Annotated in this window: 25 protein-coding genes and 1 pseudogene; 16 read left to right on the forward strand and 10 right to left on the reverse strand. The window is 63.6% G+C overall.

Translation table 11 applies throughout. From position 1 onward, the window contains the following. Window positions 1–167: 167 nt before the first annotated feature. Window positions 168–1,226, reverse strand: coding sequence for a PAS domain S-box protein (locus EJ078_RS02770; protein WP_067325207.1), 1,059 nt, complete (start codon window positions 1,224–1,226; stop codon window positions 168–170). Between the two features lie 48 nt (window positions 1,227–1,274). Continuing rightward, window positions 1,275–1,502 (reverse strand): hypothetical protein, encoded by a 228-nt coding sequence (locus EJ078_RS02775; RefSeq protein ID WP_208721066.1) that lies wholly within the window; start codon window positions 1,500–1,502, stop codon window positions 1,275–1,277. Between the two features lie 128 nt (window positions 1,503–1,630). Here EJ078_RS02775 and EJ078_RS02780 point away from each other — a divergent pair, with 128 nt between their 5' ends. Then, the gene (locus EJ078_RS02780; RefSeq protein ID WP_127215684.1) at window positions 1,631–2,110 is read left to right on the forward strand and encodes a hypothetical protein; all 480 of its coding nucleotides are present in this window, start codon (window positions 1,631–1,633) and stop codon (window positions 2,108–2,110) included. A gap of 10 nt (window positions 2,111–2,120) precedes the next feature. On the opposite strand, the gene EJ078_RS02785 is transcribed toward EJ078_RS02780, so the two are convergent. Then, entirely contained in the window at window positions 2,121–2,531 is a 411-nt protein-coding gene (locus EJ078_RS02785; protein ID WP_067325217.1) for an HD domain-containing protein, read from the reverse strand. Window positions 2,532–2,749: 218 nt separating this feature from the next. Between EJ078_RS02785 and EJ078_RS02790 the strand changes: the two genes are divergently transcribed. From EJ078_RS02790 to EJ078_RS02805, 4 genes are all read left to right on the forward strand, one after another. Next, a complete protein-coding gene (locus tag EJ078_RS02790) occupies window positions 2,750–2,953 on the forward strand; it encodes a CsbD family protein (protein ID WP_066999415.1) in 204 nt (67 codons plus the stop codon). Window positions 2,954–3,078: 125 nt separating this feature from the next. Then, the gene (locus tag EJ078_RS02795) at window positions 3,079–3,264 is read left to right on the forward strand and encodes a hypothetical protein (RefSeq protein ID WP_066999417.1); all 186 of its coding nucleotides are present in this window, start codon (window positions 3,079–3,081) and stop codon (window positions 3,262–3,264) included. Window positions 3,265–3,810: 546 nt separating this feature from the next. Then, window positions 3,811–3,990 (forward strand): hypothetical protein, encoded by a 180-nt coding sequence (locus EJ078_RS02800; RefSeq protein ID WP_082953924.1) that lies wholly within the window; start codon window positions 3,811–3,813, stop codon window positions 3,988–3,990. Window positions 3,991–4,306: 316 nt separating this feature from the next. Next, window positions 4,307–4,651 (forward strand): hypothetical protein, encoded by a 345-nt coding sequence (locus tag EJ078_RS02805; RefSeq protein ID WP_127404342.1) that lies wholly within the window; start codon window positions 4,307–4,309, stop codon window positions 4,649–4,651. Here the strand turns inward: EJ078_RS02805 and EJ078_RS02810 are convergent. The 3 genes from EJ078_RS02810 to EJ078_RS02820 form a co-directional block, all read right to left on the reverse strand. Next, window positions 4,604–5,605 (reverse strand): YihY/virulence factor BrkB family protein, encoded by a 1,002-nt coding sequence (locus tag EJ078_RS02810; protein ID WP_127215681.1) that lies wholly within the window; start codon window positions 5,603–5,605, stop codon window positions 4,604–4,606. The genes EJ078_RS02805 and EJ078_RS02810 overlap by 48 nt on opposite strands. A gap of 32 nt (window positions 5,606–5,637) precedes the next feature. After that, on the reverse strand, window positions 5,638–6,738 hold the full coding sequence (locus EJ078_RS02815; RefSeq protein WP_127847230.1) for a flavodoxin family protein: 1,101 nt from the start codon (window positions 6,736–6,738) through the stop codon (window positions 5,638–5,640). A 343-nt stretch (window positions 6,739–7,081) separates the two neighbouring features. Further along, window positions 7,082–7,426 (reverse strand): hypothetical protein, encoded by a 345-nt coding sequence (locus tag EJ078_RS02820; protein WP_245456956.1) that lies wholly within the window; start codon window positions 7,424–7,426, stop codon window positions 7,082–7,084. A 471-nt stretch (window positions 7,427–7,897) separates the two neighbouring features. On the opposite strand from EJ078_RS02820, the gene EJ078_RS02825 reads away from it, so the two are divergent. Both EJ078_RS02825 and EJ078_RS02830 read left to right on the forward strand, forming a co-directional pair. Continuing rightward, on the forward strand, window positions 7,898–8,089 hold the full coding sequence (locus tag EJ078_RS02825) for a hypothetical protein (protein ID WP_127214955.1): 192 nt from the start codon (window positions 7,898–7,900) through the stop codon (window positions 8,087–8,089). A 6-nt stretch (window positions 8,090–8,095) separates the two neighbouring features. Further along, entirely contained in the window at window positions 8,096–8,398 is a 303-nt protein-coding gene (locus EJ078_RS02830) for a DUF982 domain-containing protein (protein WP_095829520.1), read from the forward strand. A 7-nt stretch (window positions 8,399–8,405) separates the two neighbouring features. Here the strand turns inward: EJ078_RS02830 and EJ078_RS02835 are convergent, their stop codons facing one another. Beyond that, window positions 8,406–9,125, reverse strand: a complete 720-nt coding sequence (locus EJ078_RS02835; RefSeq protein ID WP_066998395.1) for a Crp/Fnr family transcriptional regulator — start codon at window positions 9,123–9,125, stop codon at window positions 8,406–8,408. 174 nt (window positions 9,126–9,299) lie between these two features. On the opposite strand from EJ078_RS02835, the gene EJ078_RS02840 reads away from it, so the two are divergent. Both EJ078_RS02840 and EJ078_RS02845 read left to right on the forward strand, forming a co-directional pair. Next, window positions 9,300–9,533, forward strand: a complete 234-nt coding sequence (locus EJ078_RS02840) for a hypothetical protein (protein WP_127214956.1) — start codon at window positions 9,300–9,302, stop codon at window positions 9,531–9,533. A gap of 81 nt (window positions 9,534–9,614) precedes the next feature. Then, window positions 9,615–10,526: an alpha/beta hydrolase gene (locus EJ078_RS02845; protein ID WP_127214957.1), complete on the forward strand. Its 912-nt coding sequence runs from the start codon at window positions 9,615–9,617 to the stop codon at window positions 10,524–10,526. Here the strand turns inward: EJ078_RS02845 and EJ078_RS02850 are convergent. After that, a complete protein-coding gene (locus EJ078_RS02850) occupies window positions 10,514–10,747 on the reverse strand; it encodes a hypothetical protein (RefSeq protein WP_067322613.1) in 234 nt (77 codons plus the stop codon). The genes EJ078_RS02845 and EJ078_RS02850 overlap by 13 nt on opposite strands. A gap of 527 nt (window positions 10,748–11,274) precedes the next feature. Between EJ078_RS02850 and EJ078_RS02855 the strand changes: the two are divergent. The 5 genes and pseudogenes from EJ078_RS02855 to EJ078_RS02875 all read left to right on the forward strand — a co-directional run. Next, window positions 11,275–11,370, forward strand: a pseudogene (locus EJ078_RS02855) (KGG domain-containing protein); the annotation flags it as partial. Between the two features lie 142 nt (window positions 11,371–11,512). Next, entirely contained in the window at window positions 11,513–12,010 is a 498-nt protein-coding gene (locus tag EJ078_RS02860) for a hypothetical protein (protein WP_067322606.1), read from the forward strand. Between the two features lie 108 nt (window positions 12,011–12,118). After that, window positions 12,119–12,331, forward strand: a complete 213-nt coding sequence (locus EJ078_RS02865) for a hypothetical protein (protein ID WP_066998409.1) — start codon at window positions 12,119–12,121, stop codon at window positions 12,329–12,331. A gap of 25 nt (window positions 12,332–12,356) precedes the next feature. After that, a complete protein-coding gene (locus EJ078_RS02870) occupies window positions 12,357–12,557 on the forward strand; it encodes a hypothetical protein (protein ID WP_067322603.1) in 201 nt (66 codons plus the stop codon). Between the two features lie 33 nt (window positions 12,558–12,590). Beyond that, window positions 12,591–12,911: a plasmid stabilization protein gene (locus tag EJ078_RS02875; protein WP_127214958.1), complete on the forward strand. Its 321-nt coding sequence runs from the start codon at window positions 12,591–12,593 to the stop codon at window positions 12,909–12,911. A 183-nt stretch (window positions 12,912–13,094) separates the two neighbouring features. On the opposite strand, the gene EJ078_RS02880 is transcribed toward EJ078_RS02875, so the two are convergent. Then, complete coding sequence (locus EJ078_RS02880) at window positions 13,095–13,553, reverse strand: Lrp/AsnC family transcriptional regulator (protein ID WP_095778267.1); 459 nt, start codon at window positions 13,551–13,553, stop codon at window positions 13,095–13,097. Between the two features lie 170 nt (window positions 13,554–13,723). On the opposite strand from EJ078_RS02880, the gene EJ078_RS02885 reads away from it, so the two are divergent. Both EJ078_RS02885 and EJ078_RS02890 read left to right on the forward strand, forming a co-directional pair. Continuing rightward, window positions 13,724–14,464, forward strand: coding sequence for an AzlC family ABC transporter permease (locus EJ078_RS02885; RefSeq protein ID WP_127214959.1), 741 nt, complete (start codon window positions 13,724–13,726; stop codon window positions 14,462–14,464). Continuing rightward, complete coding sequence (locus tag EJ078_RS02890) at window positions 14,461–14,751, forward strand: AzlD family protein (protein ID WP_127404322.1); 291 nt, start codon at window positions 14,461–14,463, stop codon at window positions 14,749–14,751. Before EJ078_RS02885 ends, EJ078_RS02890 begins: the two co-directional genes overlap by 4 nt. A gap of 288 nt (window positions 14,752–15,039) precedes the next feature. Here EJ078_RS02890 and EJ078_RS02895 read toward each other — a convergent pair whose 3' ends face one another. Further along, a complete protein-coding gene (locus EJ078_RS02895; RefSeq protein ID WP_127847231.1) occupies window positions 15,040–17,142 on the reverse strand; it encodes an EAL domain-containing protein in 2,103 nt (700 codons plus the stop codon). Window positions 17,143–17,160: the final 18 nt, after the last annotated feature.

Consider the following 17,160-nt stretch of genomic DNA (forward strand, 5'->3'; position numbering starts at 1 on the left):
GTGCAATGCGCACGCTATGTTACATGATGTAATACATTTTTACGGAGCGACAAGGGAACCTTCCGCGGCAGCCGTATTGCGCGCCGTGGCGGCCCGCACAAGCTCCCGCTGGATCGGGCCGGGCCGTCCCTTTTACGGGAAAGCCCTTCGAGGTGGGGAACGGACTGTCATCCGTAGAAGTCGCTTCCGCTCTCGGCGCCGAGCTGCGGCATGACAATGGCCTCTAGCGGTGCCGTCAGCGACCATTTCAACGCACCGGACGAGCGCTCGAGACTGGAGGAGCCGCTAAGGGATTGCGGCGCCACCCGCTGCAGCACCACGGTGCCAAAACCCTTGCGCGCCGTCTCGTCCGGCTCGCCATTGGCATGGCCATTCGACCTCTCCTGCCAGACAAGGTGAAAGTGGCGCTGCGCCTTCGGGCCGGTCTCGACCGTCCAGGTGATCTCGACATGCCCGCCCTCGCCTGCCAACGCGCCATATTTCGACGAGTTGGTGCCAAGCTCGTGGAAGGCCATGCCGAGATTCTGCACGGCATTCGACTGCAGCGTCAAAAGCGGGCCGGAAAGCGAGATCCGCTCCTCATGACCAAACGGTTTCAGATGTTCCTGGATCAGGTCGAAGAGACTGGCGCCTGCCCATTCCGAGGTGACCAGCAGATCGTGCGAGCGTGACAGCGCCATGATCCGGGCCCGGATCATCTCCTCGAACTCGCTGGGGCTGGCAGAACGCTTGTTGGTTTCCCTGACCATCGACAGGATCACCGCGAACTGGTTCTTCACACGGTGGTTGACCTCGCGCATCAGGAGCCGGATGCGGCGCTCATTTTCCCTGGCGGCGGTGATGTCGCGCGCGATCGTGGAGGCGCCGACGATCTCGCCCGCAAGGCTCCTGATCGGCGACACCGTTACCGAAACGGCAACGAGCGAGCCGTCCTTGCGCTTTCGCATCGTGTCGAGATTTGCCACGCCCTCGCCCCGGCGGATGCGGCTGATAATGTCGGTCTCCTCGTCGTGCATATGCTCCGGGATAAGGAGCAGCATCGATTGGCCGATGGCTTCCTCCGCGCTGTAGCCGAACATGCGTTCTGCCGCGCGGTTCCAGTCGGTGATGGTGCTGTTCAGATCCTTGCCGATGATGGCATCGAAGGAAGAATCGACAATGGCGGCCAGACGCGCATTGGCGCTGGCATCTTCAAATTCCCTGCCCCCGGATGTCACCATGGGCATTAGTTAGCGCGGCCGAATCTCATAGCAAGCGGCTAAGCCTTGGAGGGGTCAGGATTTTCGCCATTCCCCTTTGCTGGAGAGCACGCCGAAATCCTGCGACTTCATGCCGGTCTCGGCTGTCAGGAAACCTTCGGATGCGAGCCCCCTTCGCAGAAGCTCGCGCACGGCGGCCGAGCGGCTCGGCATGCGTTTCTCGAAGCGCCAGTTCTCGACTGCCGCCAGTTCCTCTTCCGTCAACATGATCTGCAGCCTTTGCGGCCGCTCCAATTCAACCACCCTAGCCTCCCGCAGGTCATGACACGAATGAGTATGACACTCACTGCCAGTAAAAGTAGGATTCGGCTCAAAAGACGTCAAGGTCATGCGAGACAACAAAGGCGGGGGACGCTGGCGGTGCTAACGATATGGCTACACCGCATTTGCCGTTCTATGCTAACTTATTGATTTTTTTACAGCTTTTCCATTTTTTAGTTGCCAACCGAGCGAGGTCGGCGCATTATCGCCGGCAGAGGGATGAACCGCCGCGAAAGGAGGTTTTTCCGATGTTACGAGGATTTTCCGACCGGTTGCGCAACGACGCTCACCACAAGGTCCAGCGGGCTTTGCGGCAAAACGGCATCGTCAACATCATCCAATTGTCGGAAGAAATCAGGCTGATGAATCTCGGCGAGAACATTGCCCGCGAGGATATCGAGACTCTGGTGATGCAGGTGGCTCAGCTCTATGGCGGGGCCATCGAATTCGACGAAGAGGCGCTGACGGCGCTCGACCTGCCCGACGCCTGCCCGGCTGACAGCCGCAACGACCTGGAAAAGGCGTTGCGAGAACGCTCGCTCCTTTCACCCGAGTCGGCGGATCTGCTGCAGGTGAGCGACAAGGGCTAGAGCAATCCAGTCACTCGCTGGTCAACTCGTCGAGCAGGCGCAGTCCGTTCTCGTACTTCTCGGGGTCGATGCCCGCCTGGTGCGCCTGCCAGAGATTGTCCTTGAGGTCCGCCTGCTTGACAGGCAGCGCAAGCTCGTTGGACGCCGCACGGCAGACAAAGTCGTGCTCGCTTTCGTCCATTCTTTTCGTCAGCGCGTCGACGGCGGCGACGACCGGAAAGCCGAAGCCCTCGGCCTCGAGCCGATCGAGCGTCCACCCCTCGCCTTTCTCGACCACGTCGTGCAGGTAGGCGACGGTTTTCTCGTCAAGCGTTTCGACCGCATCGGCGACGCGTCTCAGATGTTCGATAAAGGGACGGCCGGTCTTGTCTTTCTGGCCGCGATGGGCCTCTTCGGCGATCTTCGCTGCCTGGTAAAGCATGATCTCCTCGATCTATTGGAAGCCCGCCCCAACGGGACAACGAGACGGGCAGGATTGGGTCCCGACCGGTCCGCCGGCACGCCTTGCAGGGGACGGCGCGCCATACTGCGGCAGAACATGAGCAGCGTTCAAATGTTCCCTCGTGTCCGGCCGAAAAACAGGAACCCGCGGCCCGCGCAGTCGTTAGCATTTACGCAAACACAAAGGAGGTCTGCACCATGGATTGGAACCGCGTCGAAGGTAACTGGAAGCAGGTCAAGGGCAAGGTGAAGGAACAGTGGGGCAAGCTCACCGATGACGACCTCGACCGCATCGCCGGCAACCGCGAGCAGCTCGAAGGCAAGATCCAAGAGCGCTACGGCATCGAGAAGGATCGCATCCGCCGCGACATCGACGACTGGGCGAGTCGCCAGGGCTGGTAAGATCCGCCGCCGGATAAAATGAGCCCGCAGCCCCGATCGGGGCTGCGGCGTCGAAAGCCAGAATTTTGATTTCAGAACAGGGACGTTATATTAGTTGACTAAGCGATTCGTGGCACGGTGAACCGATGGCCAAGAAGAAATCGAGACCGGCCTTGTCCGTTATCGCCGCAGCCTCGCGATCGGAGGCTTCCGAAGCGATTTATTTTGCCCGCAAATGCGGCCTTACCCCCGATGAAGCCCTGCGGATAATGCGCGAGGCGCTCGTGACCGTGGGGCCTAAGCCTGCCGGCGCCGGAAAGCGGAAGCGCTAGGCGCATCGCCTCGGGCGATCGGATACCATCTTTCTCGAACCCGCAGCGGACTTCGGCCAGAATCGCACAGTGCTGTGCTCGGCGGCAAAGCCCGGGGTCCAAACCGCTCCGTCCGTGACGCGAGAAAGTTCCGCTTGATGGCAGGGTGACACAACAAGTGACCCCGCCGCCAGCGCTTATCCGCAACTCCCAAACCCAGGCCAGCGTTTGTAAGCGCCGACCACGCTTTCACTTTCACCTGTCAACGGGAGGGAGAGCAATGGTTTTTTCTGGGTTTCCTCGACCCCGAGGATTTGGTCATCCTCGCAGCCGCTCTCGACATTTCGCATACCGTCGGACAGTGAGGAGCGGCTTCATGCGGCAAGGCACGCGCTGATTTTGTTTGAGAACGGCTGCCGCGATCCGGTCGAATTGAGTGAAAAGCTCAAGGCCAAACGCAAGTAGCGCAAGCCGGCGCGAACTTTAGGTTCGCCAGCGGCCTGCCTCTTGCCGCCAAAATGAAACATACGGCCACCTCGAAAGTTCTTGTCTGAGAGGAGGCGCGCCATGGTTGGAAATGATGGAAAGCAGGTGCAGCAAACGGAGGCCGATGTCCAAATGCTCGCCCACCGGTTGGCAAAGGACGCGGACATTTCGGAAAACGATGCCCGCGAGTTGATCAAGCTAATCGGAACCGACTGGCCTTCGCTGCTGCGCGAAGCCCGGTTCCTCAAAAGCCGACACTGATGCTGCCTGCCGGCCAGGCGTCCCGCGATTCTTTGCGAGCTGCTTCAGCGCTTTGAGAAAAATCGGAGCCGCCAGATCGCATTTGTATTTGGACGGTCCATTGGTCTGGATGACGATCTCAGCCTGCCTCAGGGTCAGGCCGTGCTTTTGGGCGAATTCGAGCGGTTGATAGGCCTGCTCCCAACCTGGCCCTGTCTTTGGCATCGTGACGACTTCCTCCCGCGATTGATACGTGAGGCAACGCATTCGGCTGGACAAGGTTTCAACGGCTCGCACACAGCGGCGAAACCGCTGCCAAGCGCCTGGCACTGGGTGCATGGAACTTCGGTTGCCGCTGATTGTTGCACCTGAAAGGCGGGCCGGGATGACCATATCGTCGCTGCATCTGCTCAAGGGCATAGGCTATTCGATCTCAACGGTAAGCGTGATGCTGCTGGCGATCGTCAGTTGGGAGCACGTTTCGCAAAATCCGTTGCTGATTGCCTGCCTGCTTGGCGGCGCCGCCACTTCGATCATCGGGATGTTCTGCCGCTGGCTTTCCTACGAAGTCGAAAAGCGTCAGCAGGAGCGACAGGTAGAGAACGGCCGACCCTCGAACCGGCGGCCAGCATCCTCACCCCTGCCGCCAGCGCCGGAACTCCGAGATCAGCACCGTGATTAGGCTGCTGAGGACGATCCATCTGACGACCTCGCCGTCCGGCACGCCCGGTTGCGGTGACCTGCCTGACCTTGCCGTTTCGTCGCTGGCCGCCACCACCGGCGCGAGATCCTGCCGGCTGCCGCTCCGCACCGAATAGGCGCGGGTGATCTCGGCACCGAAGAGGAAAATCTGTGCCGAGTAGTAAACCCAGACCAGCACGACCATCAGCGCGCCGGCAGCGCCATACGAAGTGCCGATGGCGCTGGTGCCGATGTACCAGCCGATCAGCGACTTGCCGATGGTGAAGAGCAGCGCGGTGACGATGGAACCGACGCCGACGTCGCGCCATTTGAGCCTGCGGTCCGGCAGGACCTTGTAGATCGCCGCGAAGAGCAGTGCGATCAGCACGAAGGAGACGATCGTGTTGATCGCGCTCACGATCAGCTCGCCGAACGGCAGGTGCTGGTTGATGACCTCGCTCAGCGCCGAGATCGCCGTGCTTGCGGCGAGCGACACCAGAAGCATGAAGCCAAGAGCTGCCACCAGACCGAGGCTTGCCGCCCTCGCCCGCACCAGGCGCGAAAGCGAAACGCCGCTGGGCTTGACCTTCCATATCTCGTTCAACGACTGCTGCATCTCTCCGAAGACGCCGGAGGCGGTGACAAGCAGCGTGATCAGCCCGATGAGGGTGGCCAGCGTGCTGGACCCGCGATGCGCGGCGGTCTCGATCACCGCCGTGAGCAGTTCGGCGCTCTGCGAGCCCATCACCCCCGCGAACTCAGCCGAAAGCGCGAGCTGCGCGGCGTCGTTGCCGATGACGATGCCCGCGATCGCTACCACGATCAGAAGGATCGGCGCCAGCGAGGTCGTGGCGTAGAAGGCTATCGCCGCGCCATGGCTCAGCGCATTGTCGTTGACATAGCCGGTGATGCTCTCTTTCAGCACAACCCAGGCTTCCTGGAACCAGCGCTGCATCTTCCTTCCCGTCGGCTGTTTCTCCTCGGCGGCTATTTGGGGCGCGGATCCTCGAGCCCGGCTCCGATGGTCTGGAACGAACCCGCGCGACGCTTCTCGACGGCTTCGGCGAGCGCCAGCGCGGCATTGCGGACTTCCGTCTGCACGGCATGGTCGGCGTCGAGCTCGTCATGGCTCGTCGCATAGGGCTTCCAGTAGCCAATGTAGCGGTCGAGCTCGGCAGCCTCGCCCACCGGATCGAGCTTCATCGAGCGCAGCCAGTCGGCGAGGCTGTGACGCACCCTTCCGGCACCTTCGGTGTCGCCATGCACGATGACGGAGAACAGCCGGCCGGCGAGATGGCGCGGATAGTCCCAGCCGGCAAGCTCGACCTTCTTGGCAAGCGCGGCATCCTTGCCCTGCGTCAGCGAAGGATCGGGATTGCCGCCGTCGGCGCAGACAAGCCGGTCCATCATCAGCTTTACCGGCGAGGAGGAATGATACCAGTTGACCGGCGTGACGATCATGACGCCATGCGCCTCGACCCAGAGCGGGTAGATGTCGTTCATCCAGTCATTGACCTGCCCGAGCGAATGATTGGGGTAGCAGGAGCATGGCCAGTGGCAGAGCGCAGCCGCGGTCGAGAAGCACGCCTTGCAGGGAAAGATCCGGCGGCCGTATTCGGAGGCGAGCCGCGCGAGGTCGAGAACCTCGATCGCGAAGCCCGGACTTGCTGCAATGGCGCTGCGCGCCAACTCGACAAGGCGGAAGGTCTTCGACATTTCGCCCGGGCAGGTGTGCTCGCTGCGCGAGGAGCCGTTTATGAGCAGGATGCGGGACGGCGCGGTCTTGTCCTCGTAGCGGCGCTGTGCCGCTTCGACCGCTTCGTGCGCGGCGAACCAGTCGACGGAGAGATCATAGTCCGGATCGTGGAAGCCCTGTCCCGCCTTTCTGGTGATCGGTGCCTTGCGTTCTTCGCTGTAGGCCTGCCAGGCGATCTCGGCCAGCCTGCCAATGGCATCCGCCTCCGACTGAAAGGCCGGATCGTAGAATTGTCTCAGATAGCGTGCCTTGAATTCGCTTTCGCCGAGACGCGGGCTCGGCATGCCTTTGCGCGGCTCAGGGCTCTTGCTGAAATCTGTGCTGTTTGCCATGCGCCCACGCCCGAGTTGGGCGGGCCGGGTGGGACAAGAGCTTGTCTGCCTTTTCGTTGGCCAGGGTGTGAAGCCGGAGAAACCAAACCCTGTTCTCTTTACCACCAGGTCCGGCTGACGCGGCCCGCTGAGGACAATTCGGCGCGGGCCCGATGGTTCCGTGCTTCGGAGCCGAGAAGATAAGGCACCGAGGCAGGCCGTGCCGGGCCCGCCGCCGGCAAAAAACCGCCCCGGATGGGAGAACCGGGGCGGCAATTGTGGGAAGCAGTTCGGGTATCCGGGAACTGCACAGTCAGTAACTCGCCCGTGCGGGAAAAGTTTCCCGCCAGACCGATCATGCGTTCTACTTCGACGGCTGCGGCGGGACCTCGCCCGGCTTGATCACCGGCATCTGGCTGGTGTCGGCCGGCGGAGCGGTAGCGTTCTTGTCGCCCGTGGGCGGAGGCTTCAGCACACCGTCGCAAGGCGCCAGGCTGGCGGTCAGGTTGTTGGACTGATCATTGGCCTGCGCTTTCGGGGCCTGCGCTTTCGGCTGCTCGCCGGTCTGATTAGGGGTCGCGCGGGCGTCCGGTTTGACCTGGCAATCCTCGATCTGCGGATTCTCCAGCTGGGTCTGGGCCGCGGCAGTCGTTCCCGACATTTGGCCCGACATCATGACAATGGCGAAGCCAAGAAGTGCTTTCTTCATTGGATCCTCCTTATGGATTCGGCAACCGCCGACGATCGGGGAGAGCCGTTCGCCTTCGCAGGCCGACGTCGACTCTGGCCCCGCTCGCCGTGTTCGCCACCGGGTGGCGGTGGGGCACCGGGGCATTCGTCATCCTCTTCTCGAGACAACGCTATCGGAGAGACAACGCATGCCGGCCGAAAAGGTTGGCTTTCGGTAGAGGCTGCGGTCTCGGCAGGGCGTGGCGCACGTACATCAAAGTTAAATGCGCGAATGCTGCCGGAGTGCTAGTCGCTCGCAGCTTGGGGGGACTCTACGAGGAGAGTCCCATGGAAATTCGAGATCTGATCGGCACACTGTCCAGGTCATTTCTGCGCCAGGGTGCCCGGCGTCCGTGGCCGATCCAGTCTTTGCGCGCCGACGTGCCGCTCAGGCCGCGTCCGCGCCCGCCGTGCCGCCCGCAGCCGCCCAGCCGGCCGGCGAGCAATTAGCTTGCCGCTTATTCAGCGCCTGCCCGTGCAACCGGTCGGCGGCATCCTCGTTATGACGATCCAAAAACATGTGGTGGCAACGATGAGACCCGTTCGGACCAACAATCATCTTTTCATTCTGGCGGCAGCCGCGGTGACCGCGGCGTCCTTCGCCGGCCTCGCCTGGCGGGCGCAACAGTGGCTTGGATGGTGACCGGGGATGAGTAGATTCCTGCCGCTCACCATCCGCTTCGTCACTGGCGGCTCAATGGTGGTTTCGTCGATCGCCGACGCAAGGAAGGCGTTGGACGGAGCCTGGAAGAACAAGGAAGCGCCCGACTATTTGGCGGCGGCGCGGCTGGTGGACGACGCCATGGCAGGCATCTGCCGTCCGGCGGTCGCCTTCGACGCTTTCAAGCAGGCCGCCGCCCGGCAGGGCCTGCTGAGGACGGCCGACCCGAGCGCGGCACTCTCGATGCTCGACGCGCTGTGGTCTGGCGACGACCAAGGGCCGCCGCGCTGACGCGTCCTCACCTTGGCTCGTTCCTCATGCTGAGATAGGTCGGGTCGAATTCCGCAATGGCGACCAGACGGTTCCAGTCGAGGATGTCGATCAGGTGGTTGGTCCAGTTGATGACGTTCATGCGGCGCAACGTGCCGATGACCCGATTCATATGGACGACGGACAGACCGAGCACATCGGCGAGTTCGGCCTGCGAAAGCGGCAGATTGAAGCTCATGACCCGCGTCTTCTTCACGGCCTGCAGCCTGACGAAGAGTTCGCATATCAGATGCGCCAGATGCGCGGTCTTGGAGCGGCGTCCCATGGCCACGATCCATTCCCGGTGGATGGCGCCGTCCACCAGCGTGTCCAACCAGAGCAGCCTCGTCAAATGCGGGGCCTTTTCGGTGATTTCCCGCAACTTGCTGTGCTCCGCCGCAATTATATGGCAGGGCGACAGCGCGACGATGCCATGGTCCATGGTCTTCAGGAGAAAAGCGTGCAGATCGACGAAATCGCCGGCAACATGGAGCGCAGTGAACTGCCGGCCGCCGTCCTCCAGCACCTTGTAGCGCGCGGCAATCCCGTCGACGATGAGGGTGCTGAAAGTCGGCCTTGATCCTTCGGCGACGAGATCCTCGCCAGCGACGAAATACTTCTCCACCGATGTGGCGCTGGCCAGCAACGCCTTCTCGCTTTCGGAGAGAGCATCGTGCTGACCCAGGTTCAGATAAAGGGGTTCCAGCATGCGCGGCCGCCCGTTGTGATTTTGCAAGGGCCTAACGTTGTAGAGCCGGGCCGGGTTGCAGCGGACCACCACACCGCCGGCCGCCGGCAAAGCAGTCCCCGGCCAAGACGGTCCTTTGGAACCATGATCGCGCGCAGGGATTGAACGTCCAGGTTGCGGCGGATGCTTTCGCGGATGGAACGCTTCTACTTCGATTTGTACAACACCGTGCACACGCAAATGGACAGCGAGGGGCAGCTCTTCTCCTCACCAGAAAACGCGCGAAAGGAGGCGCTCAGGATCTTGCAGGATGTCGCGCGCGACGAGATGCCGAACAGTGATAACCTCAAGATCACCATCAAAATGCGCACCGACAAGAGAGGCCAGATATTCGAGGCGTCCCTTACAGTCAAATCCGCCTGGAACTGACCACGGAAGGCGCCAGCCGAGAGAAGCCGCGGCCCGAGCAACCATCCCGCCCGCGGCCGTTCCGCCTGTGGAGTACAAAGCATGTTCGGCGGTTTCGAAAGCGCGGAAGTCGATACGGGCGCGGCACGGACATTCATCCGGACTGCCGGCAGCGGCCCGGCGCTGCTCCTGCTGCACGGCTTCCCCGAAACGCATCTGATGTGGCGCGACGTGGCGCCGAAGCTGATCGACCGCTTTAGCGTCGTCTGCGCCGACTTGCGCGGCTACGGCAAAAGCTCCTGTCCGCCATCCGATCCGGATCATGCGCCCTACGCCAAGCGCGCCATGGCTGCCGACCTCGCGGCGCTGATGACGAAGCTCGGCTTTGCCCGCTTCATGGTTGCCGGCCACGATCGCGGTGGGCGCGTTGCGTATCGCCTGGCGCTGGACCACCCGGACCGCATCGAGAAGCTTGCCGTGCTCGACATCGTACCCACCGCCGATGTCTGGGACAGGGCCGACGCCCGGCTGGCGCTGGGCTATTGGCCCTGGTCGCTCTTGGCGCAAGCCGAGCCGCTGCCGGAGACGATCATGACGGCGGCCGCGGATGCGATCGTCGACAACGCGCTGGCTGGCTGGGGTTCCTCGCCTGCCGCCTTTCCCGCCGAGGTCCGGCAGGCTTATGCCGAGGCCTTGCGCGATCCAGCCCACGCGCACGCCATCTGCGAGGAATACCGTGCGGCAGCGACGCTCGACCGTGAGCACGACCAGGCGGACCGCAAAGCCGGCCGGCGCATCGGCTGCCCGATGCTTGCGCTATGGAGCGGACATGGCGCGCTCGCCGAATGGTACGCGCGAGAGGGCGGTCCGCTGGCACTGTGGCGGGAGTGGGCCGACGACGTCAGCGGCGGGGTCAGCGGTGGGACGATGCCCGGCGGGCATTTCTTTCCCGAAGAAGCCCCGGCCGAGACAGCCGCAAGGCTCGGCGAGTTTTTTGCCGGCTACAGGCCGTAGGCCAGGGTGAGGTAGATCGCCGGCGCAACGATCAGGCAAAGCGCCATCACAATCACCACGGCATTGCCAAGGCGCTCGGCGCGCCGGGCGATGTCGGTGACATCGTCGTCGTCGTTGAGGAATTGGAGAATCGAGGTGTCGGCGAGGACGGAGAGGCGATTGTCGTTCGCGGGCAGGCTTTCGGGCTCTCGCAGATTGGGCTTGGCAGAAATAAAGGTCAAAACGTCGTCTCGCTTTCGAAGCCGGCCGCGCGACTTCTGGTTCCGATGATTGTGGATGCTATTGGATGCCCGCCATTTGCGCGGAAACGGCGGGCACCCAAAACGGCGCCGACGAAGGGGACTTCATCGACGACCGCCCACCAACTCGAAGCCTCCGCTTTGGTTGCCGTCAAGGGCCCAATGCGCGAGCCGCTCCGACTTCAGTCGTAGGAAAGAGACCGACCGTGGCCCCGGGCCCTGGCGCCCGCGCGGACCGGCGACGCACGACAAGGCTGTCGCGGCATGGTCGGGCTAAAAGGGATTCACGAAATATTTCGTGGGGGAACATCGATCGCGGGCAGCGGTTCTCATTGCTCAAGGCGGTCGAACCTCCTTGAATCAAACCCCGAAGACCAATCCCCAACAACGGAGCTGCAGATATGCCTAATCAAGGCGGAACTCACCAACAGCACGTCAGAGCAGGCCAGCAGAGCCAAAAGAACCGCGACGATCAGCGCCGCGGCCAGCAGCAGGCCGAGGACCGCAACATGCGTCAGCAGGATTCAGGTCAGCACCGGGGCGGCAGCGGCAACTTCGCCGAAGACCGCGAACGTGCATCCGAAGCCGGCCGCAAGGGCGGCCAGCGCTGAGCTTTAAGCAGGCGTCCCGCGATCCCTTCGCGGGACGCCGCCCAGAACATCCAATTTGGAACTTCTTCCCCTCCCCTTGGTTCCTCCGAAACCCCGGCGGCTCGGCCGTCGGCAGGACGTTTGAACGGAGGCAACAATGTCCGTGCGCACACTTCACCCCGAACGTGTCGATGAGACACGTATGCAGGCCTATTCGACCTTCGCTCCGCTGCTCATCACCGCCCTGAGCCAGAAGCTGGCGCGCTGCCAAGGCAAGAGCGAGATGGACAAGGTCGAGGCGTCCCTCATCCGCGTCATCGAAGAAGCGGACGTCGTCACGGGAGACGTCGAGGCAATGAAGGAGTTCGCGATCGAACTCGTCGTGTCCACGATGCGCAATGTGCGCGAGCATCCCGACGCCAAACAGGATGTGGAACAGATCGACGGCCGCCGCACGCAAGGACGCTCGGAGAACCCGGACACGCTGGAAGAACAATTGCAGTCCGGTCTCGAAGACAGTTTCCCGGCGAGTGATCCGCCCGCGGTCGTCTCCACCGCCATCAGCGGTGGCGCGAAGGACATCGTCGGCACCGACGAAGTGCTGCGCCGCAAGAAGGAAGCTGCCGAGCGCGGGCACGAAAACGAGAAGGCGTAGCCCCAGCCCCGCAGCCGCCCGTTTCAGGCGCCCTGCCTCATCGCGGTCGCCAGCTCGGCGAAGGAACCAGTCCTTTCGCCAAGGGTTGGTTATCGGAAGGAGAAAACGATGGATAAAAGCAAACTTCCACATCGCCCGGGCGCTGGCCGAACGGCACAAGACGCAAGGCTGCCGACCAAGGGCGGCGACGATCCGGACGTGCGGTTCCTGGCCGAGAACACCGACCTTTCACCGAAGCAGGCGCGCGAGCTGATCCGCGAGCACGGGCATGACCGCGACAAGCTGCTTGAAATCGCACGAACCATGAAGGCCGAGGGCTGACCGGCTCTCTGAAAGCGAGGCAACGATGAGCAACTCACCCCGTACGGGACGTCCAGGCACATCCGATCAATGGCCACGTTGGGAAGGTCCGAAAGCCAATCGGCCGAGAGGTTATCTGCCAGCCAAGGACGATCCCGACAAGGATCGCGACGCGGCCGGCGAGAACAACCAGGACCCCGAGCGGTCCGATCTCGGCGACGCGGTCAAAACGAAGAAGGAGCCGTAGGGCGGCTCCTCTCAGCCCAACAGGAGAAGAAAAATGCCACGCGGAGACAAATCGAAATACACCGACAAGCAGGAGCGCAAGGCCGACCATATCGCCGAGGGCTACGAAAAGCGCGGCGTCTCCGAGAAGGAAGCCGAGCGCCGGGCCTGGGCGACCGTCAACAAGGACGATGGCGGCGGCAAGAAGGCGGGCGGCTCGGGCCGCGGCAAGCACACCGGCCATCCGGCGGCGCACAAGGGCGGCAAGGCCGGCGGCCAAGCATCAAGCTCGCGCTCGGCGGCCGAGCGTTCTGCTTCCGCCAAGAAGGCGGCGGCGACGCGCAAACGCAACGCGGAGCACCACGCGCATCATTAGGCGGGAGCTAGGCGGGGGTTCGCCTTCTCCCTTGCCGGAGACCGGCGGACAGGCGCGCCGCGCCGAGACGATGAGGACGAAACGAGGCGCTGGGAAAGTGGCGCCTCATTGCCGCGCGGCGGTCCTTCCAGCAGCATCCGGACGCTTCGCGGCCACCTTCTCCCTCAACGGAAAAGGGAAGATCTAAAGCGGCATCTCCGAAGTCTGCTTGACCGTCTGGCTGGGCACGTCGGTCTTGACGTTCTGCACCCCCTTGATGCGACTTAAGTGCTCCGACTGGAAGCGGCGATAGTCCTCGATGCCCGCCGCCACAACCCGCACCATAGCGTCGCAATCGCCCAGCATCAGATAGCATTCCAGCACCTCGGGCAGCTTGGCCACCTCCCTGGCGAAATGCTCGATCGTGTCCTCGTCCTGCTGCTTCAGCCAGATGCGAGTGAAGAAGGTATGACCGCGACCGATCTTGGCCGGGTTGAGCACCGCGACATAGCGGTCGATGACGCCAGCCTCCTCCAGCAATTTTACGCGCCTCAGACAGGGTGACGGCGACAGGCCGACCTCTCTCGCAAGATCGTTGTTGGCCATGCGCCCGTCGCGCTGCAGGGCGCGCAGGATCCGCTTGTCGATCTCATCCAGCTTCATGGCGTCTGATTCCAATATTGGCTTAATTCTCGCTATCCAATGCCAAACCTTGGCAGAAACGGCGCATCTTCGCAACCCGATTGCGGAGCATTTCGGCTATGGTGGCCAGCGATAACCGACCATCGAGCAACCGGAGAAGGCCGCCCCGCAAGGCTGGCCGAAGAAGAGCCATGAGCGTTTCCGAGATAACCCTGGGCCACCCTCCCGCCGAAGCACGCGGCGCCGAATTCCGGCGGGGCGCCGCCGCCTCGACGCCGGTGCTGCTTGGCATTGTCCCCTACGCACTCGTGCTGGGCGCGCAGGCGGCGCAGAAGGGCTTGAGCATCGTCGAGGTGCCGTTGATGACGGGCCTCAACTTCGCCGGCGGCTCCGAATTTGCCGCCATCCAGCTCTGGACCTCGCCGCCGCATGTGCTGTTGATCGCCGCCATCACATTGCTCGTCAACAGCCGGCATTTCCTGATGGGCGCGGCACTTGCGCCGTTCCTGCGCCACCTGCCCAAACGCAAGGCGCTGCCCGCGCTGTTCTTGATGTGCGACGAGAGCTTTGCGCTCGGGCTCGACGACGCGAAGCGCCGCGCGGCCAGCGGACTGCGGCCAGCCTTCAGCCTCGCCTACTATGCGGGAACTGCCCTTCCCTTCTATCTTGCCTGGGTGATTTTCACGACCTGCGGAGCGGCGCTCGGGCCGGTGCTTGGCAACGTCGAGCGCTACGGCTTCGCCATGGCCTTCCCGGCAGTGTTCCTGGTGCTGCTGCGCGGCATGTGGAAGGGTTTTGCCGCGGCGCGCCCCTGGCTTGTCAGCCTAGTGGTGGCGGCGGCAACTTATCTGGTCGTTCCGGGCGCCTGGTACGTGGCGACAGGCGCGCTGTCCGGGTTGGTGTCCGCCTGGCTTCTGGCAGGTGAGAAATGATCGAGCCCTGGACCGTTCTCGCCATCCTTGCCATGGCCGGCGTCACCTATTTGACGCGGATCGGCGGCTATGTCGTGCTCAGGAACCGCACGCTCAGCCCACGCGCCACCGCCGTGATGGAAGCCGCGCCCGGCTGCGTGCTGATCTCGGTGATCGCGCCCGACTTCGTGCCGAAGAATCCGGCCGATCTGGCGGCGCTCGTCATCACATTGCTCGCGGCGACAAGACTGTCGATGCTGCCGACGGTGGTCATCGGCGTGGCTTCGGCCGGGGTATTGCGGTGGTGATGGGGTAAACGCCGGCGGCCCCCCTCTGCCATGCCGGGGCATCTCCCCCAAGGAGGAGATTGGCTCTCCATCGCATCAACTGCCGTAGACCCCAATTTCGCCAGACGCGATCGAAGCGGTTTCGTTGATCCAGCCCAGATGCTTTTCCAGCGCCGGTCCAGCGGGTCGGGGTCCTGCGGGTCGATGATCGCGGGACCATTGTATCGGGCGAAAATGCCGAGCTGATCCAGGCCGAGCTGCTGTTCGATCTCGGCAATCGCGGAGGGTGCTCGCAATTTTAGCCGTGGCTTAATTTGCGACACCCACCCGGGCTTGTGGCTTCTCAGCCGCGGCCCGCGCCACGATCGCCTCCAGCGGCTCTGGCCGGTGCAGGAAATAGCCTTGGCCATAGCCGACGCCCATGCCGACGAGGATCTCCAGCGCGCTTTTCCCCTCGACCTTCTCGGCCACGACGGCGCAGCCCATCGAGCGGGCGATGCCGGCGATTGCCGAGACGATCTCGCGGTCGAAGCGGCTGTCGGCGATGTGCTGGACGAAGGAGCCGTCAATCTTGATCGCATCGATAGGAAAGCGCCGCAGATATTCGAACGAGCTCATGCCGGCGCCGAAATCGTCGAGGCTGACACGGCAATGGCGCAGCCTTGCCCGGCGCACGAATTCCTCCGCTGCGTCGAAATTGGTGACAGCCGCGGTCTCGGTGATCTCGAAGCCGATTGCAGACGGCGGCGCGCCGTTCTCGGCGATCGCCGCGTCGACGAAATCCCAAAGCTGCGGATCGGAGAGCGTCTGCGCCGACAGGTTGAAGCCGAGCGAGACGGCGCCGGAGAGCATCGCCCTGCCATGGCGCGACAGCGCCGTGCGGATGATCCAGCGGTCGAGCCGGGCGGCAAGCCCGAAGCGTTCGGCCACCGGCATGAACTCGCCCGGCAAGATCAGCTTGCCGTTGCGCGCCTCGAGCCGCGCCAGCACCTCGACATGGCGGCTGTCTTGCCAGGGCCTGCCGAGGCGATGGATCTCCTGGCCGAACAGCTTCAACCGGCTGTCCTCCATGGCATCGACCAGATCGGCGGCAAGCCGCGCGGCGTTGAGGCCGCCGGCTCCGGAAGCTGTTTCGGCCGAGAACACGGCGAAGCGGTCGCGCCCGCCGGCTTTGGCGGCGTAGCAGGCATCGTCGGCGCAGGCGAGCGCATCGGTTACCGTCGTTCGGGGATCGCGCACGAAGGCGATGCCGATGCTGGCGGCCAGCCTGCGGGACGACACGGCGGAGCCGAGATCGGCGTCGCGCACCGCGGCGAGCACGGCACGCGCCAGCCGCTCGGCGCAAGCGTCGCTGCAGTTCGGAACCAGCAGCGCGAATTCGTCGCCGCCGAGGCGCGCGGCGTGCGCCGAAGGCGGCAGGCTGGCGCGGATGCCGCCGGCGACGCTCTTCAGCGCGATATCGCCCGCGGCATGGCCGGCATAGTCGTTCAGCGCCTTGAAGTAGTCGAGGTCGACATAAAAGACGGCAAGCGGCAGCCGGTCCGCCGCGCCGATGTTTTCGGCGAGCAGCCGGTCGAAGGCCGAGCGGTTCCACAGCCCGGTCAGCGCATCGTGATGGGCGGCGTAAGCGAGCTCCTCGGCGCGCTTCGTCTCGTCGGTGATGTCGCGTACCGTGCCGAGGATCTGGCCGGCCGAGCCGGCGCCGGCGATCAAACGCACCAGCGACTCGACATGGCGGACCGAGCCGTCGCGCCGGACGATACGGTATTGCGTGGCGGTCACGCTTTTCGAGCCTGGCGGCGGCAGATGCGCGCGCTCGGTGGCCTCCTTGTCGTCCGGGTGGAGATAGGTGTGCCAGAGATCGGCCGTCACCTCGTCGGTATCGCTGACCAGGCCGAAGATCTCCCTGGTGCGCGGGTCCCAATAGCTCTTGTTGGTGCCGATATCGTAGTGCCAGATGCCGGTGCCGCTGGCGGCGAGCGCGAGCCGCAAGCGGACATTGACCTGCTCAAGCGCGGCCTCGGCCTCCTTCTGCCTGGTGATATCGGTCTGCACGCCCATCAGGCGCAGCGGCTTGCCCTCGGCATCGCGCTCGACGATGCCGCCGCGGTCAAGCACCCAGACCCAGCGGCCGTCCTTGTGCTTCAGCCGTAGTTCCGTCTCGATCGACTCGGTGTCACCAGCGATATGGCGGTCGCCGCTCGCCAGTGCTCGCTCGCAGTCGTCGGGATGAGTGAGCTTCAGCCACAGATCGGAGGTATCGAGCTCGCCCTCGGCATAACCCAGCATCTTCCACCAGGTCGGCGAATAGTAGCAATCGCCCGTCGCGAGATTCCAGTCCCATAGGCCGAGCTGGGCGCGATCGAGCGCCAGCGCCCAGAATTCGCCGTTGCGTTTGGTGTCGTCCGCCATGCCCTCGTTCTTGCCGTC

This window comes from Mesorhizobium sp. M1A.F.Ca.IN.022.06.1.1, assembly GCF_003952605.1.
Classification (GTDB): Bacteria; Pseudomonadota; Alphaproteobacteria; order Rhizobiales; family Rhizobiaceae; genus Mesorhizobium.

Bases quoted from the DNA above. Each gene is read 5' to 3' on its own strand.
- EJ078_RS02885 (WP_127214959.1), top strand. From the start codon at position 13,724: ATGAGCGTTTCCGAGATAACCCTGGGCCACCCTCCCGCCGAAGCACGC.
- EJ078_RS02780 (WP_127215684.1), top strand. From the start codon at position 1,631: ATGGCTACACCGCATTTGCCGTTCTATGCTAACTTATTGATTTTTTTA.
- EJ078_RS02820 (WP_245456956.1), bottom strand. From the start codon at position 7,426: ATGAAGAAAGCACTTCTTGGCTTCGCCATTGTCATGATGTCGGGCCAA.
- EJ078_RS02865 (WP_066998409.1), top strand. From the start codon at position 12,119: ATGGATAAAAGCAAACTTCCACATCGCCCGGGCGCTGGCCGAACGGCA.
- EJ078_RS02845 (WP_127214957.1), top strand. From the start codon at position 9,615: ATGTTCGGCGGTTTCGAAAGCGCGGAAGTCGATACGGGCGCGGCACGG.
- EJ078_RS02870 (WP_067322603.1), top strand. From the start codon at position 12,357: ATGAGCAACTCACCCCGTACGGGACGTCCAGGCACATCCGATCAATGG.
- EJ078_RS02860 (WP_067322606.1), top strand. From the start codon at position 11,513: ATGTCCGTGCGCACACTTCACCCCGAACGTGTCGATGAGACACGTATG.
- EJ078_RS02800 (WP_082953924.1), top strand. From the start codon at position 3,811: ATGGTTGGAAATGATGGAAAGCAGGTGCAGCAAACGGAGGCCGATGTC.
- EJ078_RS02880 (WP_095778267.1), bottom strand. From the start codon at position 13,553: ATGAAGCTGGATGAGATCGACAAGCGGATCCTGCGCGCCCTGCAGCGC.
- EJ078_RS02815 (WP_127847230.1), bottom strand. From the start codon at position 6,738: ATGGCAAACAGCACAGATTTCAGCAAGAGCCCTGAGCCGCGCAAAGGC.
- EJ078_RS02835 (WP_066998395.1), bottom strand. From the start codon at position 9,125: ATGCTGGAACCCCTTTATCTGAACCTGGGTCAGCACGATGCTCTCTCC.
- EJ078_RS02805 (WP_127404342.1), top strand. From the start codon at position 4,307: ATGGAACTTCGGTTGCCGCTGATTGTTGCACCTGAAAGGCGGGCCGGG.
- EJ078_RS02795 (WP_066999417.1), top strand. From the start codon at position 3,079: ATGGCCAAGAAGAAATCGAGACCGGCCTTGTCCGTTATCGCCGCAGCC.
- EJ078_RS02770 (WP_067325207.1), bottom strand. From the start codon at position 1,226: ATGCCCATGGTGACATCCGGGGGCAGGGAATTTGAAGATGCCAGCGCC.
- EJ078_RS02785 (WP_067325217.1), bottom strand. From the start codon at position 2,531: ATGCTTTACCAGGCAGCGAAGATCGCCGAAGAGGCCCATCGCGGCCAG.
- EJ078_RS02840 (WP_127214956.1), top strand. From the start codon at position 9,300: ATGGAACGCTTCTACTTCGATTTGTACAACACCGTGCACACGCAAATG.
- EJ078_RS02830 (WP_095829520.1), top strand. From the start codon at position 8,096: ATGAGTAGATTCCTGCCGCTCACCATCCGCTTCGTCACTGGCGGCTCA.
- EJ078_RS02890 (WP_127404322.1), top strand. From the start codon at position 14,461: ATGATCGAGCCCTGGACCGTTCTCGCCATCCTTGCCATGGCCGGCGTC.
- EJ078_RS02895 (WP_127847231.1), bottom strand. From the start codon at position 17,142: ATGGCGGACGACACCAAACGCAACGGCGAATTCTGGGCGCTGGCGCTC.
- EJ078_RS02875 (WP_127214958.1), top strand. From the start codon at position 12,591: ATGCCACGCGGAGACAAATCGAAATACACCGACAAGCAGGAGCGCAAG.
- EJ078_RS02790 (WP_066999415.1), top strand. From the start codon at position 2,750: ATGGATTGGAACCGCGTCGAAGGTAACTGGAAGCAGGTCAAGGGCAAG.
- EJ078_RS02810 (WP_127215681.1), bottom strand. From the start codon at position 5,605: ATGCAGCGCTGGTTCCAGGAAGCCTGGGTTGTGCTGAAAGAGAGCATC.